This window comes from Promicromonospora sp. NPDC057488 (assembly GCF_042802395.1).
Classification (GTDB): Bacteria; Actinomycetota; Actinomycetes; order Actinomycetales; family Cellulomonadaceae; genus Promicromonospora.
This window is the reverse complement of sequence record NZ_JBHVEG010000178.1, coordinates 1-13,109: the sequence shown is the minus strand read 5'-3', so window position 1 is coordinate 13,109 and position 13,109 is coordinate 1. Positions and strand designations below refer to the sequence as shown.

At 73.4% G+C, this 13,109-nt stretch carries 16 protein-coding genes and 1 tRNA gene; 10 read left to right on the top strand and 7 right to left on the bottom strand.

The features are described from left to right. Positions 1 to 241: 241 nt before the first annotated feature. On the top strand, positions 242 to 1,144 hold the full coding sequence (locus tag ACFU5G_RS25105) for an ATP-grasp domain-containing protein (protein ID WP_377250946.1): 903 nt from the start codon (positions 242 to 244) through the stop codon (positions 1,142 to 1,144). 36 nt (positions 1,145 to 1,180) lie between these two features. Here ACFU5G_RS25105 and ACFU5G_RS25100 read toward each other — a convergent pair whose 3' ends face one another. Continuing rightward, positions 1,181 to 1,516, bottom strand: coding sequence for a cupin domain-containing protein (locus ACFU5G_RS25100; protein ID WP_377250943.1), 336 nt, complete (start codon positions 1,514 to 1,516; stop codon positions 1,181 to 1,183). A gap of 89 nt (positions 1,517 to 1,605) precedes the next feature. Between ACFU5G_RS25100 and ACFU5G_RS25095 the strand changes: the two genes are divergently transcribed. Further along, a complete protein-coding gene (locus tag ACFU5G_RS25095; RefSeq protein ID WP_377250940.1) occupies positions 1,606 to 2,586 on the top strand; it encodes a DUF5937 family protein in 981 nt (326 codons plus the stop codon). Positions 2,587 to 2,591: 5 nt separating this feature from the next. Here ACFU5G_RS25095 and ACFU5G_RS25090 read toward each other — a convergent pair whose 3' ends face one another. After that, entirely contained in the window at positions 2,592 to 3,371 is a 780-nt protein-coding gene (locus ACFU5G_RS25090; protein ID WP_377250937.1) for a class I SAM-dependent methyltransferase, read from the bottom strand. 108 nt (positions 3,372 to 3,479) lie between these two features. Between ACFU5G_RS25090 and ACFU5G_RS25085 the strand changes: the two genes are divergently transcribed. Both ACFU5G_RS25085 and ACFU5G_RS25080 read left to right on the top strand, forming a co-directional pair. Then, positions 3,480 to 3,905: a hypothetical protein gene (locus tag ACFU5G_RS25085; protein ID WP_377250934.1), complete on the top strand. Its 426-nt coding sequence runs from the start codon at positions 3,480 to 3,482 to the stop codon at positions 3,903 to 3,905. A gap of 3 nt (positions 3,906 to 3,908) precedes the next feature. Then, complete coding sequence (locus ACFU5G_RS25080; protein WP_377250932.1) at positions 3,909 to 4,118, top strand: 4-oxalocrotonate tautomerase family protein; 210 nt, start codon at positions 3,909 to 3,911, stop codon at positions 4,116 to 4,118. Between the two features lie 106 nt (positions 4,119 to 4,224). Here the strand turns inward: ACFU5G_RS25080 and ACFU5G_RS25075 are convergent. Together ACFU5G_RS25075 and ACFU5G_RS25070 are read right to left on the bottom strand one after the other, a co-directional pair. Next, a tRNA-Asn gene (locus tag ACFU5G_RS25075) sits at positions 4,225 to 4,297 on the bottom strand. A gap of 261 nt (positions 4,298 to 4,558) precedes the next feature. Beyond that, on the bottom strand, positions 4,559 to 5,545 hold the full coding sequence (locus tag ACFU5G_RS25070) for an aldo/keto reductase (RefSeq protein ID WP_377250929.1): 987 nt from the start codon (positions 5,543 to 5,545) through the stop codon (positions 4,559 to 4,561). A gap of 164 nt (positions 5,546 to 5,709) precedes the next feature. Here ACFU5G_RS25070 and ACFU5G_RS25065 point away from each other — a divergent pair, with 164 nt between their 5' ends. Beyond that, the gene (locus tag ACFU5G_RS25065) at positions 5,710 to 6,084 is read left to right on the top strand and encodes a DUF2255 family protein (RefSeq protein ID WP_377250926.1); all 375 of its coding nucleotides are present in this window, start codon (positions 5,710 to 5,712) and stop codon (positions 6,082 to 6,084) included. Between the two features lie 22 nt (positions 6,085 to 6,106). On the opposite strand, the gene ACFU5G_RS25060 is transcribed toward ACFU5G_RS25065, so the two are convergent. Genes ACFU5G_RS25060 through ACFU5G_RS25050 form a run of 3 tightly spaced genes read right to left on the bottom strand, consistent with a single transcriptional unit; the run spans position 6,107 to position 8,572 of the window. Then, positions 6,107 to 6,676: a hypothetical protein gene (locus tag ACFU5G_RS25060; protein ID WP_377250923.1), complete on the bottom strand. Its 570-nt coding sequence runs from the start codon at positions 6,674 to 6,676 to the stop codon at positions 6,107 to 6,109. A gap of 46 nt (positions 6,677 to 6,722) precedes the next feature. Then, positions 6,723 to 7,589, bottom strand: a complete 867-nt coding sequence (locus tag ACFU5G_RS25055) for a siderophore-interacting protein (protein WP_377250920.1) — start codon at positions 7,587 to 7,589, stop codon at positions 6,723 to 6,725. After that, a complete protein-coding gene (locus tag ACFU5G_RS25050) occupies positions 7,589 to 8,572 on the bottom strand; it encodes an iron-siderophore ABC transporter substrate-binding protein (RefSeq protein WP_377250917.1) in 984 nt (327 codons plus the stop codon). The genes ACFU5G_RS25055 and ACFU5G_RS25050 overlap by 1 nt, the downstream gene beginning before the upstream one ends. An 88-nt stretch (positions 8,573 to 8,660) precedes the next feature. Between ACFU5G_RS25050 and ACFU5G_RS25045 the strand changes: the two genes are divergently transcribed. The 5 genes from ACFU5G_RS25045 (at position 8,661) to ACFU5G_RS25025 (ending at position 12,997) form a co-directional block, all read left to right on the top strand. Further along, the gene (locus ACFU5G_RS25045; RefSeq protein ID WP_377250914.1) at positions 8,661 to 9,683 is read left to right on the top strand and encodes an iron chelate uptake ABC transporter family permease subunit; all 1,023 of its coding nucleotides are present in this window, start codon (positions 8,661 to 8,663) and stop codon (positions 9,681 to 9,683) included. Beyond that, a complete protein-coding gene (locus tag ACFU5G_RS25040; RefSeq protein ID WP_377250912.1) occupies positions 9,680 to 10,663 on the top strand; it encodes a FecCD family ABC transporter permease in 984 nt (327 codons plus the stop codon). The genes ACFU5G_RS25045 and ACFU5G_RS25040 overlap by 4 nt, the downstream gene beginning before the upstream one ends. A gap of 80 nt (positions 10,664 to 10,743) precedes the next feature. Further along, the gene (locus tag ACFU5G_RS25035) at positions 10,744 to 11,580 is read left to right on the top strand and encodes an ABC transporter ATP-binding protein (protein WP_377250949.1); all 837 of its coding nucleotides are present in this window, start codon (positions 10,744 to 10,746) and stop codon (positions 11,578 to 11,580) included. Between the two features lie 11 nt (positions 11,581 to 11,591). Continuing rightward, entirely contained in the window at positions 11,592 to 12,716 is a 1,125-nt protein-coding gene (locus ACFU5G_RS25030) for a M15 family metallopeptidase (RefSeq protein WP_377250909.1), read from the top strand. Positions 12,717 to 12,847: 131 nt separating this feature from the next. Then, the gene (locus tag ACFU5G_RS25025) at positions 12,848 to 12,997 is read left to right on the top strand and encodes a hypothetical protein (protein ID WP_285103938.1); all 150 of its coding nucleotides are present in this window, start codon (positions 12,848 to 12,850) and stop codon (positions 12,995 to 12,997) included. Positions 12,998 to 13,109: the final 112 nt, after the last annotated feature.

The window sequence follows — 13,109 nt, the reverse complement described above, 5'->3', positions numbered from 1 at the left end:
GTCTTGAGATCGGTCGGTTCTTCGACCGATCTCAAGACAAGGGACCGAAACCGATGTCAGGCGTGAGGCGGGTGGCTGAGCTGTGCGGGGTGCGGGGCTACCGACCAGCCACCTCAGCACCAGCCCCCAGCAGCACCGAGCGCCACGCACCCCGCAGAGCTCAAGGCATGGGACCGGTCGCTCGAGGTCGCGTCATGAGCAAGTGGCGCGGTTCGGCGTCGCGGCTCGGTACGTTGCGCGCATGACAGCGCCCTTGATCCTGGTCCCGTCGGACCCGTTGGCTCCGCGAGCCCCCGACCAGCACTTCTTGCGGGAGGCGGATGCCGCACGGCAGGCGGGCATTGACCTCGCGGTCGTGGACCACGACGCGATCCTCGCCGGAGACGTCCGCGCCGCGGTGCGCCGGGTGGCGGCGTCGGACGGCGTTCGGCCCGGGTGGTACCGGGGCTGGATGCTTCCCTCAGGGGCGTACGGACGGCTCGGCGCGGCGCTGGAGACGCGGGGCGTCCGGCTGTGCACCGACCCCGCCGCCTACCGGACGGCGCACGAGCTGCCCGGCTGGTACGACACCTTCGCGGACCTGACGCCGGCGAGCGTCTGGATGCCGTGGACGGCGGGAATCGCGCCGACGCCGGGTGACATTGGCGCGCTGGTCGCGGATCTCGGTGGTGGCCCGGGGGTGGTGAAGGACTACGTGAAGTCGCGCAAGCACGAGTGGGACGAGGCGTGCTTCGTGCCTGAGCTTTCCGATGCTGCGACCGCCGCGCGGGTCATCGCGCGGATGGTCGAGCTCCAGGGTGCCGACCTGTCGGGCGGGATCGTCGTGCGTGCCTTTGAACAGTTCTTGTCCGACGACGACGGGCGCGCCCTGGAGGCCCGGGTCTGGTGGGTGGCGGGTGCGCCGGTGCTGGTCACGCCGCACCCCGACGCGCCGGCCGGCACGACGGTCGAGGTGCCGGCGGAGGCGCTCGACGGCGTCAGGGCCTGCGTGCGAGCGCTGGGCGCCCCGTTCGTGACGACGGACCTCGCGCTGCGGTCGGACGGCGAGTGGCGCGTGATCGAGGTCGGGGACGGGCAGGTCAGCGACCTGCCGGCGGATCAGGAGCCGGGGGTACTGGTGGGGGCACTCGCTGCGGCGGGGTGAGGTGCGCAACTCGCCCCGCAGCCGGCCCGGAGTCCTTCAGCGGTTCTCCTGGATCATCTCGGCCGACGCGTGGATGCACATCATGCGCAGCGTGCCGGTGCCGGTGTTCTTGAAGCCGTGCCAGACGTCCGGCTGGACCACGGCGGTGTCGCCCGCATGGGCGACGATGGTCTCGTCGCCGACGGTGATCGTGGCCTCGCCCTCCAGGACCGACCAGGTCTCGCTGTACGGGTGCCGGTGCAGCCCGGGGCCCTGGCCGGGGTCGTTGGTGACGAGGAAGAACGAGACGCCGGACCCGTGGTCGCGGCCCTCGAAGCGCAGGGTGCGCGACCCGGAGATGCGGATGGTGTCGGCGGTGACGATCGCGGCCATGTCTGACTCCTTGAGAAGCGGGAGCCGGCCCGTGCGGCCGGCGTGACCCCAGCCTCGTCGGGGTCGCGTCGGCGCACTACGGTTTCGACGTGCATCGAAACATGGTGGAGTTCCGGCTCGCGCCCGACGACATCTCGGCCATCCGGTTCGGCGTCTCGCCCGGTCACGAGCTCGCTCACGCCGTGCGGGTGCTCGTGCAGCCGCAGTACCACCCGCTTCAGTGGGGCTGGCTGCGCCGGGCGCGTGACCAGGCGCCGTCGCGCGCCTTCGAGATGATGCGCCTGCTCGTCGGCCCGGACGGGTACATGCCGGACTTCCTCACCTCCACACCCGGCTGGGACCTCGGCCCCGAGGAAGAGCTGGCCCGCCTGCGCGACGCCGATCTCGGCCCGCTGCGCGTCGACGTCCTGAAGCGCGTCGACCGCACGACCGGGACCGACCAGCGCCTGCTGCGCGCGATGGCGGACGACCCGGAGCGCACCCGGTCCGCCGCCGCGGACGCCTGGGAACAGTGCTGGGACGCGCTGCTCGCCCCGTACTGGCCGCAGCTCGAGCGGATCCTGCGGGCCGACGTCGGGGTGCGCTCCCGGCGCGCGACGACGGACGGCCTCGGCGCGATGGTCGAGACCCTGCACGAGGCCGTGAGCTGGGCCCCGCACGCCGTCCGGGTGCGGCTGCGCCTGCACGGCGAGGTGCTCGACTGCGCGGGCAGCGGACTCGTCCTGGTGCCGTCGGTCATGGCGCCCCGCTGCTCCGTCGTCACCGAGCCGCCGGCCCAGCCCACCCTGTTCTACCCGGCGCTCGGTGTCTCCGAGCGGTGGGCCGACGACGGACCCGGCACCGCAGAGGCGCTCGCCCGCCTGCTCGGGGCGGGCCGGGCGGGCGTGCTGCTCGCGCTGCGTGCGCCGCTGTCCACGAGCGAGGTCGCCGCCGCGTGCGGGCTCGCCGTGTCGACGGCGTCGCACCACCTCGCGCTGCTGAGCGCAGCCCGGCTCGTGGATGCCCGGCGCGACGGCGCGCGGGTGCTGCACGTCCGGACGCCGCTGGGGGAGGCGCTGGTCGGGGGCTGAGCCGCCTACGTGGCGGTCGGGCCCGGCCGGGTCCGACCGACGACCGTCCAGGCGGTTGCCGAGACTTCGAAGGGCCCCTCGGACAGAAGCTCGCGGCAGCGTCCCTCGACCGCCCTCCGGGCGTCCGGGTCGAGGCCGGCGACGTAGTCCCCGGCGAGTCCCACACCCAGGGTGTACGGCTCCCACCACTCGGCGAAGCCGGTGTACGCCGAGGTGACCGTGAGCTCGTGGGACCGGGGATCCTCCAGGCCGGCGGCCCGGAACAGGTCGGCAAGCTGGCCGGTGCGGGCGCCGACGGCACCCGCCTCGTCGAAGGCGCCCGGGTCGACGTCCCGGGCGGCACGCCAGAACGTGGACAGCGGCGCGCGCTCGCCGCCGAAGTCCCAGACGCTCGCGGAGACCTCACCACCCGGCCGCGTCACCCGGGCCATCTCCCGCAGCCCCGCCACTGGGTCGGTCATGAAGGGCACCACGAGCTGCGCGAGCGTCAGGTCCACGGCGCCGTCGTCGAACGGCAGTGCCTCGGCCACTCCGTGCCGGACGTCGACGCCGGGGCACCGCCGTCGGGCCGCCTCGACGAACGGGACCGACGGATCTACCGCGGCGACGTCGTCCGGACCGAGCCGGCGAACCAGCCGCTCGGTCACCGCGCCCGGCCCGCAGCCGACGTCGAGCGCACGCTGACCGTGCCGCGGGTCGACCAGGTCGACCAGCTTCTCCGCGAGCGGCTCGGAGTACCTGCCCATGAATCGCGTGTAGGACTCGGCCGCGACGTCGAAGGCCATGGGTCGACTCTACGACCCGGACTCCGAGGCCGCGTCGACCCCGCGCGGGACCAGGAACGCTGCGCTTATGGTTTCGATGGCCTGCTTCCACCGACGGTCAGGAGAACAGTGCTCGACTCCGACTCCCTCCCGGACCTCGCCAGTGATCTGATCTCCCGCGGCGGCAAGGTTCTGGACCGCATCGCCGTCGACGCTCAAGAGGCCCGTGCACTCGTTCAGGTGTCCGCCGGCCGCTTTCCGGTGGAGTTCGTCGTCGACCTTCGGGGCCTTGCGCGATACATCGAATCGGCGCGGGGGAGCGCACACGATGTCTTTCCCGATGTCGACCCGATCGAGGGTGGGCTTCGGCTGGCATCCGAGAATCTGTGGGCGGAGGTCGAGTCCGGAGAGGCAAGGGTGCTTTCGGTCGGTGTGGACCGGCAAGGCCAGATCTGGCGCCGCACGGAGCCCCCGTCGCAGCGGAGTCCTTTGCCCCCTGGCGACTACCGCTGGACTGCGGGTCGAAAGCTGGACCAGGGCCGTGGTGGGATCTGAGCCATGCCCCTGATCCATGTCATGAACGCCTCGCCGCGCGACGACGAGACGAAGCGACAGCTCGTCGCGGAGCTCACCGAGACGTACGCCCGGGTGATGCGCATGAAGCCGGACACGATCCGGGTGCTCATCCAGGAACTACCCCGTGAGAACTGGGGAGTCGGTGGCGTCACGCTTGCTGACTCCGGCCAGGACGAGAGCCTGCCCGACTGACACCACTCGGAGGCGGCGGTCGGTGCGAAGCCGGCGCTAGTAGCGTCGGGCAAACGATCGAGGCCCCGAACTCCCAGGTCATCTGGGTGTTCGGGGCCTCTGGATGCTCCCGCGGTTGGACTTGAACCAACGACCGTCCGATTAACAGTCGGATGCTCTGCCAGCTGAGCTACGCGGGATCGAGTTCACCCGTCCCGTTGACCGGGTGGGCGACCGGTGAAAACTCTAACAGGTCTCAGCCGGTAGTCCCGACTCGAATCCGCCCCTGACGACAGCGTTCTCGATCACACCCCGCCGACCGCGCACGGAAGTCACGGTCTACCCAGTCATCCGGAGTCGAAGAGCCGCCAGATTCCGGCGTAATCGCTGGGTGGACCGTGACTTTCGCGGCCCGCCCCGCCCGCGCCCGGCCCGCCACGCCGCCCCGCGCCCGCCCGGCCTCACCGCCCCACCATCCCCATCCCCGCCTCGTTGTACCGGTCGCCCAGTACCCCGACCCGCGCAGCCAGTCCGTTCAGGTCCGCCACGTCGTCGGCCGACAGCGCCACACCGGTAGCCCCCGCGTTCTCCTCGACCCGCCCCAACCGGCGCGTCCCCGGGATCGGCACGATCCACGGCTGCTGCGCCAGCAGCCAGGCGAGCGCCACCTGGCCCGGCGTCGCGCCCTGGGCCTCCGCGAGGGCGCGCACATGCTCCACGAGCACCTGGTTCGCGTCTCGGTTGGCGGCGGTGAACCGCGGGATCGACGCCCGCATGTCGTCGGCCGTGAACGACGTCGTCGCGTCGACCGCCCCCGTCAGGAACCCGCGCCCGAGCGGGCTGAACGGCACGAACCCGATGCCCAGCTCGGCCAGCGTCGGCAGCACCTCCGGCTCCGGGTCGCGGGTCCACAGCGAGTACTCGCTCTGCACCGCGGTGACCGGGTGTACCGCGTGCGCCCGGCGGATCGTGGCCGGGCTCGCCTCCGAGAGCCCGAAGTGCCGCACCTTGCCGGCCTCGATCAGCTCCTTGACCGTGCCGGCGACGTCCTCGATCGGCACGTCGGGGTCCACCCGGTGCTGGTAGAACAGGTCGATCACGTCGGTCCGCAGCCGGCGCAGCGAGGCGTCGGCGACGGCGTGGATGTGCTCGGGCCGGCTGTTCAGGCCCACCGTGGCGCCGTCCTCGATGCGCCAGCCGAACTTGGTGGCGATCACCACCTCGTCCCGCACCGGTTCCAGCGCCTCGCCGACCAGCTCCTCGTTGACGTACGGCCCGTAGACCTCGGCGGTGTCGAACAGGGTGACGCCGCGCTCCACGGCGCCCCGCAGCACGCCGATCATCTCCTCGCGCGTACCGGGGTTGGGGCCATAGCCCTCCGACATCCCCATGACGCCGAGCCCGACGGCGGAGACCTCCAGGCCCTGGCCGAGCGTGCGGTGGTGCATGACGGTCTCCTTCGCGAGGTCAACGGCAGTTCAGCGGTCACACGCTAGTCCCGCGGCCCGACGGGGGGACTCCCCGGCGTCGTCCGCGTGTTGCACCGTGAGGGTGACCGGTCGCGTCCTGCGGCCGGGCCAGGCGGCGCCAGGGGCGCCCGGAAGGAGCAGCGATGAGCTGGACCCAGCAGGAGCTGAGCACCGTCGACCGCACCGACGAGCTGCAGGTGTCGTCCTACCGCCCGGACGGGACCCTGCGCCCGTTCGTGATCATCTGGACGGCGCGGCTGGGCGACGACGTCTACGTCCGCTCCGCCTACGGCCCGGACAACGGGTGGTTCCGCCGCGCCAAGGCCTCGGGCACCGGCCGCGTGCGGGTGGGCGGCGTCGAGCGCGACGTCCGCTTCGAGGTCCCGGACGACGGCGTCCACGCGTCGCTCGACGACGTCTACCGCGCCAAGTACGCCAGGTACGAGAAGAACGTCGTCGACACCGTGGTCGGCCCGGCCGTCGTGGGGACGACGCTGCGCGTGGTGCCGCAGGACTGACGGGAGACCCGCTCGGGCAGACTCAGGCCGGCAGTCCCGCCGCGCTGCGCACCCGCGCCTCGGCGGCGTCGATCATCCGCGCCATGTCCGGGTCGGCCAGGTCCACGCCGTTCCCGCCGATCACCTGGGAGAACAGCTCGCCGTCGACCCGGCGCCGCACCGCCACGCGGGCGGACCGCCCGCCCGGCAGCTTGACGGGCTCGGCGAGCACCACCGACCACTGCACCCGCTCCCGCAGCACCTGCGGCAGCACCGTGCGGCGGCCGTCGAGGGCGATCGGCGTCGGCTCGTCGCCGTCCACCCAGTGCACCCGGATCACGTTGGAGTCCGTGTCGTAGGTCGCCCGGTCCACGTCGGCCCACTCCCGGTGCACGACGACGGAGGGCGCACCCCGCGACTCCGTGTCGCCCTTCGCGGTGGGCGCCTCGGGCGCGGAGATCAGCAGGAGCTCGGCGCGCGTGGCGAAGGCCCAGGCCTCGCCCGCGGACGTGACCAGCGGGGCCTGGGCCAGCACCGAGTCGGTGCGGTGCGAACGGACGGCGCGGCGGACCGCCTTCTGCGGGCGGTGCGCGAACCACGAGCTGAACCCCATGGGGTCCACGTTAGTGGCGACTCGCGGCACCGTCCGCCAAGGACACTCAGGCCCGCACCCGGTCCGTCCGCCAGTACGCGCAGAAGTCGATCCGCGACTTCGGCACCCCGGCCGCCAGGCAGTGCGCCCGCGCCGCAAGCGTGAACGACGCCTCGCCCACCACGTACACGTACGCGGCCGGGTCCACGCGGGTCGCGCGCAGCGCGTCGAGCGCCGTCGCACCGGCGGGCCGGCCGCCGTCGCGCACCAGCCAGCGGACGTCGACGGCGGGCAGCGCCCGCCGGTCGGCCGCGTGCGGCACCTCCAGCAGGTACGTGGCGTCGCGGCCCGCGAGCGCGTGCGCGATGCCCTCGACGCCGGGCAGGCCCGACTCGTCGGCGATCACGAGCACCGGCCCGGCGTGCTCGTCGGCGTCGAAGATGCGGCCCTGGTCGAGCAGCCCGACCCGCTCGCCCGTGCGGCACCGCTGCGCCCAGCGGGCGCCGGCGCCGTCCACCTGGCCGGCCGCGTCCCGGTGCACCACGAAGTCGACGTCGAGCTGCCAGCGGCCGCCCACCCGGCGCGCCTCGCGCACCGTGTAGTTGCGGACGGCGGGGCGGGTCGCCTCCGGCATCGCGAGCAGCCGCGCGTACCAGCCGTCGGCCGGGCCGAACGGCAGGTCCAGCTCCTGTCCGACGCCGGCGAAGAACAACCGGAACCAGTGGTCGTGGCCGAAGTGCTCGAACTCGTCCTCGAAGCCGTCCCCGGTGCTCTGCACCGTGACCCGGCGGAACCCGGGGGAGACGGCGCGGCTGGCGACCACCTCGAACGTGCGGACCTGCGCGGCGGCGGGCTTGAGCGGCCGCCGGGTCGGCACCGGCCGGGCCGGCACGGGCGGGGCCAGAACGGCCGGCGCCGTGAGCGTCATCGCCATCAGCCCAGCGCCTCCTCGATCAGCGGCGTAAGCTCCTGCAGGGCGTAGAGCTGCGCGGCGGGCGTGCCCAGCGAGTACGCGGCCGAGAGGTCGTCGCCGATCACGACGGAGCGGCCGTCGGCGACCGCCGGGATCTGCTTCCAGCCGGCGTCCTCGGTGATCTCCTTGGCGTCGATCCAGATGGGGAACGCGACGATCAGGTCGGAGTCCAGCAGGTCGAGCTGCTCCTCGGAGATCCGCACGCTCCAGCCGTTCTCCTCGACCGGGAGGTCGGTGATGGTGGGGCTGGCCGCGAAGCCGAGCCGCTCCATGAACAGCGAGCGCCCGTCGTTGACGTACGCGCCCCAGCCCTCGCTGGTGCGGGTGGCGGCGGTGAACGTGGTGCCGTCCCACTCGGGGTGGTCGGCGGCCGCCTTCTCGAAGGCCTCGTCGACCCCGGCGAGCAGCTCGTCGCCCTGCTCCGGCACGCCCAGGGCCTGGGCGATCATCGTCACCTGCTGGTCGTAGTCCGTGTGGTACGAGTCGCCGCCCTCGGGGACGCCGACCGTCGGTGCGATGGACGAGAGCCGCTCGTAGCGCTCCTCGTCGCCGGAGCTGTGCGTGTCGAGGATGAGGTCGGGCTCGAGGGCCGCGACCGCCTCGTAGGACAGCTCCAGGGTGCCGAGGATCTCGGGCGCCTCGTCGTACAGACCCTCTGACCAGGGGCCGACGCCCTCGCCGCCGAAGGCGAGCCAGTCCGACGCGCCGACCGGTTGCACGCCGAGCTCCAGCGCGACCTCCGCGTCGCCCCAGCCGAGCGCGACGACGCGTTCCGGCTTCTCGTCGATCGTCACCCCGTCGAACTTGGTGTCGACCGTGACCGGATAGGCCCCGCCGGCGTCCGCGGAACCCTCCGCGGACGGCGAGCCCTCCGCGGTGGAGCACGCGGTGAGTGCGAGGACGGGGACGGCCAGGGCTGCGGCGAGCAGGCGTGGGAAACGCATCGGGGCGGAGCTCTCTTCCGTGGAACGGGTACGTACAGGTGGACGCGGTGCCGGAACACTGCCTGATTAGGTTAGCCTAACCTCCGTTATGCCCACTTCAACGGTCCAGCACCCCGTCGCGACCCGCTACCTCGCACTCGGTGCCGGTACCGTCGCGCTCCTCGTCGTGATCGTCGCCAGCCTCGCCATCGGCAGCAGGCCGGTCCCGCCCGACGTCGTCGTCGCGGCCCTGCTGGGCCAGGACGTCCCCGCCGGGGACTGGCGGGCGGTCGTCGAGCTGCGCGTCCCGCGCACCGTCATCGGCTGCGCGGTCGGCATCGCGCTCGGCGTCGCCGGCGCCCTCATCCAGGCGGTCACCCGCAACCCGCTCGCCGACCCCGGGATCCTCGGCGTCACCGCCGGGTCGTCGTTCTTCGTGGCCCTCGGCGTGGTGCTGCTCGGCCTGAGCAGCCCCGAGCAGTACATCTGGCTCGCACTGGCCGGAGCACTCGTCGCGACCGTCGCCGTCGCCCTGGTCGGCGGCTCCGGCGGGGCCCGGGTCGACCCCGTCCGGCTCACGCTGGCCGGCGTCGCGCTCACCGCCGTGCTGGCCGGCGTCGTCTCCGGCCTGCGCATCTCGGCCCCGCGCACGTTCAACGCCCTCCTGACCTGGGAGACCGGGTCACTGGTGGACCGCGGCTGGCAGGTGGCCGGGCCGGTGCTCCCGTTCATCGCGATCGGCCTGGTCACGGCCCTGCTGCTGGGCGGCTCGCTGAACGCACTCGCCCTCGGCGACGACGTCGCCACCGCGCTCGGCTCCACCGTCTGGGTCACCCGCGTGGGCGCCGTCCTGGCGGTGACCCTCCTGGCCGGCGGCGCGACGGCGATCGTCGGGCCCATCTCGTTCATCGGGCTGATGGTGCCGCACGTCGCCCGCTGGATCGCCGGGCCCGACCAGCGCTGGATCATCGGGCTGACCCTGATCCTCGCGCCCGCGCTGCTGCTCACCGCCGACGTGCTCGCCCGCGTGGTGCTCTGGCCGGGGGAGATGCCCGTGGGTATCGTCACCGCGTTCGTCGGGGCCCCGGTGCTCATCGCGCTGGTCCGCCGGCAGAAGGCGTTCGCGCTGTGAGGGCGGCACCCCGCGCGACGACGGTCGCCCTGCTCCTCACGGCCGCGACGACCGTGCTGGCGGTCGCGGCGCTCATGCTCGGCGACTACCCGCTCACCGTGCCCCAGGTGCTCACCGCCCTGACCGGGACCAGCGGCTTCGAGTCCACGATGGTGCTCGAATGGCGGCTGCCGCGCGTCACGGCGGCGATCCTGTTCGGGGCGGCGCTCGCGATCTCCGGCGCGCTGTTCCAGACGCTGACCCGCAACCCGCTCGGCTCGCCCGACCTGATCGGCTTCGCCACCGGCTCCTACACCGGGGTCATCGTGGTCACGGTGGTCCTGGGCACCAGCGTGGTGACGACGACGGCGGGCGCGCTCCTGGGCGGCCTCGGCACCGCGATCCTGGTGTACCTGCTGGCCTACCGGCGCGGCGTCCAGGGCTTCCGGCTCATCGTCGTGGGCATCGGCGTCACCGCCATGCTGCACGCCCTGAACACCTGGCTCCTCCTGCGCGCGCAGGAGGAGGCGGCCATGGGGGCAGCGATCTGGGGCACCGGCTCGCTCAGCCTCACCTCGTGGTCCGACGTCGTCCCCGCCGTCGGGGTGCTGCTGGTCACCGCGCCGCTCGTGGTCTGGGCGAGCCGCCCGCTGCGGCAGCTCGAGCTGGGCGACGACGCGGCCGCGGCCCACGGCGTGCGCGTCGAGCCCACGCGGCTGGCGATCATCGGGCTCGGCATCCTGCTCACCGCCCTGGTCACGGCCGCGACGGGCCCCATCGCGTTCGTCGCGCTCGCCGCACCGCAGGTCGCCAGGCGGCTCTACCCCGGGGCCGGCATCCCGCTCGTGCACTCCGCCCTGACCGGCGCGTTCCTGCTGCTCGGCGCCGACCTCCTGGCGCAGTACGTCCCGGCCCAGCCCGTGCCCGTCGGCGTCGTCACCGTCGTGCTCGGCGGCCTCTACCTGCTCGTCGTGCTGGTCCGGGAGGCGAGGCGCGCATGACCGCTCCGCCGCGCCCCGCACCCCGGCCGAACCACCCGACGAACCACCCGCCGAACGACCCGAACCGCCCGGAGGACCCGATGGAACCATCCCGGCTGCGCGCCGACGACGTCACGCTCGCCTACGACGGCCGCGTCGTCTCCCAGGGCCTGGACCTCGCCGTGCCCGATGGCTCGTTCACCGTGATCGTCGGGCCGAACGCCTGCGGCAAGTCCACCCTGCTGCGCGGGCTCGCCCGCCTGCTGCGTCCCGCAGCGGGCCGGGTGGTGCTCGACGGGCGCTCGGTGGCCGAGCTGCGCACCAAGGAGGTGGCGCGGCAGGTCGGGCTGCTGCCGCAGACCGCCGTCGCGCCCGACGGCATCACGGTCGCCGACCTGGTCGCGCGCGGCCGCTACCCCCACCAGGACCTGTTCCGCCGCGACGCCGCCGCCGACCGGGCCGCGGTGGCCGCGGCGCTCGCCGCCACCGGCACCGAGGAGCTCGCCCTGCGGCCCGTCGACGAGCTGTCCGGTGGGCAGCGCCAGCGGGTCTGGGTGGCCATGGCGCTCGCCCAGGAGACGCCGCTGCTCCTGCTCGACGAGCCCACGACCTACCTCGACATCGCGCACCAGATCGAGCTGCTCGACCTGTTCGCGCGGCTCAACGACGAGGGCGCCACGCTCGTGGCGGTGCTGCACGACCTCAACCACGCGGCCCGCTACGCGACCCACCTGGTGGTGATGAAGGACGGCGCCGTGGTTGCCTCCGGGGCCCCGCAGGAGATCGTCACGGCCGACCTGATCGAGGAGGTGTTCGGCCTGCCCTGCGTCGTGATCGACGACCCGCTCACCGGCCGTCCGCTCGTGGTGCCGCACAGTGCGTCGACGCGACGTAGTTCACCCTCTGAACGGTCGGCGGAGGCCCCCCGGGTGCCGTAGGTTCGAGCCTCGTGACCTTGACGAACGCCGCGCCTTCCGCCCAGCCCACGGACGGGAAGCCGGACGGTTCGGCAAGAGAGCGGCGCGAGGCGAAGGCCCGCCGCCGGCGCGCCCTGCGGATGACCCTCGCGGCCACCATCGTGGTCGTCGTCCTGCTCGGCCTGGCCGGGCTCGCCTGGTACCTGGTGTCCGACGTCGAGGACCTCGGCACGCAGAACGTCGCGGCCCGTGACCTGCTGGCCTCGTCCGAGGCGCGGGTGGCCGACCCGGCGACCCGCGAGGCCCTCGCGGAGCAGATCGCGGCGGCCGACGCCCTCCTGGCCGAGCCGTTCCTGACCCGGCTCACCATGGGCACGGCGGAGGCCGGCGAGGCGCTCGGCGCGGCGTCGGACGCCGTCCGCGGGTCCATGGTGGACCTCGCCCGGCACGAGGTGACCATGGCCCGCAAGGGCCTCGCTGCGGCGACCGGCCGCGGCGAGAAGGTCTACGCCGCGACGGAGGGCAAGGGGGCCGACGACTCCGTCCGGTCCAGCCTGCGCGCCGCCCTGGACACCGGCACCGCGGCCGACGCCGCCGCGAGCACGGCCTTCACCGGCACGGACCTCGAACGGCTGGGCGAGGCCGAGTACGACCTGAGCACCAAGCGCTCCGTCGTCACGGCCGCCACGGAGGCGATGTCCACCGCGCAGGACGCGGTGACCTGCCCGGCGCCGGACCAGGTGTGGGACCCGGACAGCGGCAAGCTGCAGAAGGACCAGCTGGCCCGCATCCCGTGGGCGCCCGACTTCGTCGTCCGGGCCGACGTGCTGGACGGTCTGATCGCGCTCGACAAGGCCTTCCAGGCTGAGTTCGGCACGCACCTGACGATCAACTCGGCCTACCGCTCGTACGCCTCCCAGGAGCAGCTGTACGACCCGTCGTCGCCCATCGCCGCGCCGCCCGGCTGCTCGAACCACGGCCTCGGGCTCGCGGTCGACATCGGCGGCGGCGTCGAGACGTTCGACACCCCGCAGTACAGCTGGCTCAAGACCCACGCCGAGGACCACGGCTGGATCCACCCGGCGTTCGCCGAGCCGAACGGCCGCGTGCCGGAGCCGTGGCACTGGCAGTCGGTGCTGGCGCGCGAGAGCTCCTGACCGGCGTATTTCCAGGGATATCGCCACGGTTTGACCGTCTTGTCGGTTTCGACGTGCGAGTGACCCGGGGCCGGGGGAGGGTCGATACAACGCGGCGCGACCCAGCGCCCGCGCGTTGGAAGGAGAACCATATGCCCGGCTGGCTCATCCTCATCCTGATCGGCGTGGCCCTCGTGATCCTCGGAGTGGCCACCGAGATCGGTCAGTTCCTGATCTGGATCGGCGTGATCGTCCTCGTGGCGAGCCTGATCATCGGCCTGGTGGGTCGCAGGCGCGTCTAGCGCCTCACGCACGGTTCGACTCCCGCCGGTGCCGCGCCCCCTTCCGGGCGGCGGACCGGCGGCGTCGGGGTCGGCCGCGGGTTCCCCGCAACGGCCGCCCCCCGCGGCGAGC

Excerpts from the sequence above, each read along its gene's own strand:
- ACFU5G_RS25070 (WP_377250929.1), bottom strand. The coding sequence starts at position 5,545 with ATGCACCACCGCACGCTCGGCCAGGGCCTGGAGGTCTCCGCCGTCGGG.
- ACFU5G_RS25105 (WP_377250946.1), top strand. The coding sequence starts at position 242 with ATGACAGCGCCCTTGATCCTGGTCCCGTCGGACCCGTTGGCTCCGCGA.
- ACFU5G_RS25050 (WP_377250917.1), bottom strand. The coding sequence starts at position 8,572 with ATGCGTTTCCCACGCCTGCTCGCCGCAGCCCTGGCCGTCCCCGTCCTC.
- ACFU5G_RS25060 (WP_377250923.1), bottom strand. The coding sequence starts at position 6,676 with ATGGGGTTCAGCTCGTGGTTCGCGCACCGCCCGCAGAAGGCGGTCCGC.
- ACFU5G_RS25055 (WP_377250920.1), bottom strand. The coding sequence starts at position 7,589 with ATGGCGATGACGCTCACGGCGCCGGCCGTTCTGGCCCCGCCCGTGCCG.
- ACFU5G_RS25090 (WP_377250937.1), bottom strand. The coding sequence starts at position 3,371 with ATGGCCTTCGACGTCGCGGCCGAGTCCTACACGCGATTCATGGGCAGG.
- ACFU5G_RS25080 (WP_377250932.1), top strand. The coding sequence starts at position 3,909 with ATGCCCCTGATCCATGTCATGAACGCCTCGCCGCGCGACGACGAGACG.
- ACFU5G_RS25100 (WP_377250943.1), bottom strand. The coding sequence starts at position 1,516 with ATGGCCGCGATCGTCACCGCCGACACCATCCGCATCTCCGGGTCGCGC.
- ACFU5G_RS25045 (WP_377250914.1), top strand. The coding sequence starts at position 8,661 with ATGCCCACTTCAACGGTCCAGCACCCCGTCGCGACCCGCTACCTCGCA.
- ACFU5G_RS25035 (WP_377250949.1), top strand. The coding sequence starts at position 10,744 with ATGGAACCATCCCGGCTGCGCGCCGACGACGTCACGCTCGCCTACGAC.
- ACFU5G_RS25025 (WP_285103938.1), top strand. The coding sequence starts at position 12,848 with ATGCCCGGCTGGCTCATCCTCATCCTGATCGGCGTGGCCCTCGTGATC.
- ACFU5G_RS25065 (WP_377250926.1), top strand. The coding sequence starts at position 5,710 with ATGAGCTGGACCCAGCAGGAGCTGAGCACCGTCGACCGCACCGACGAG.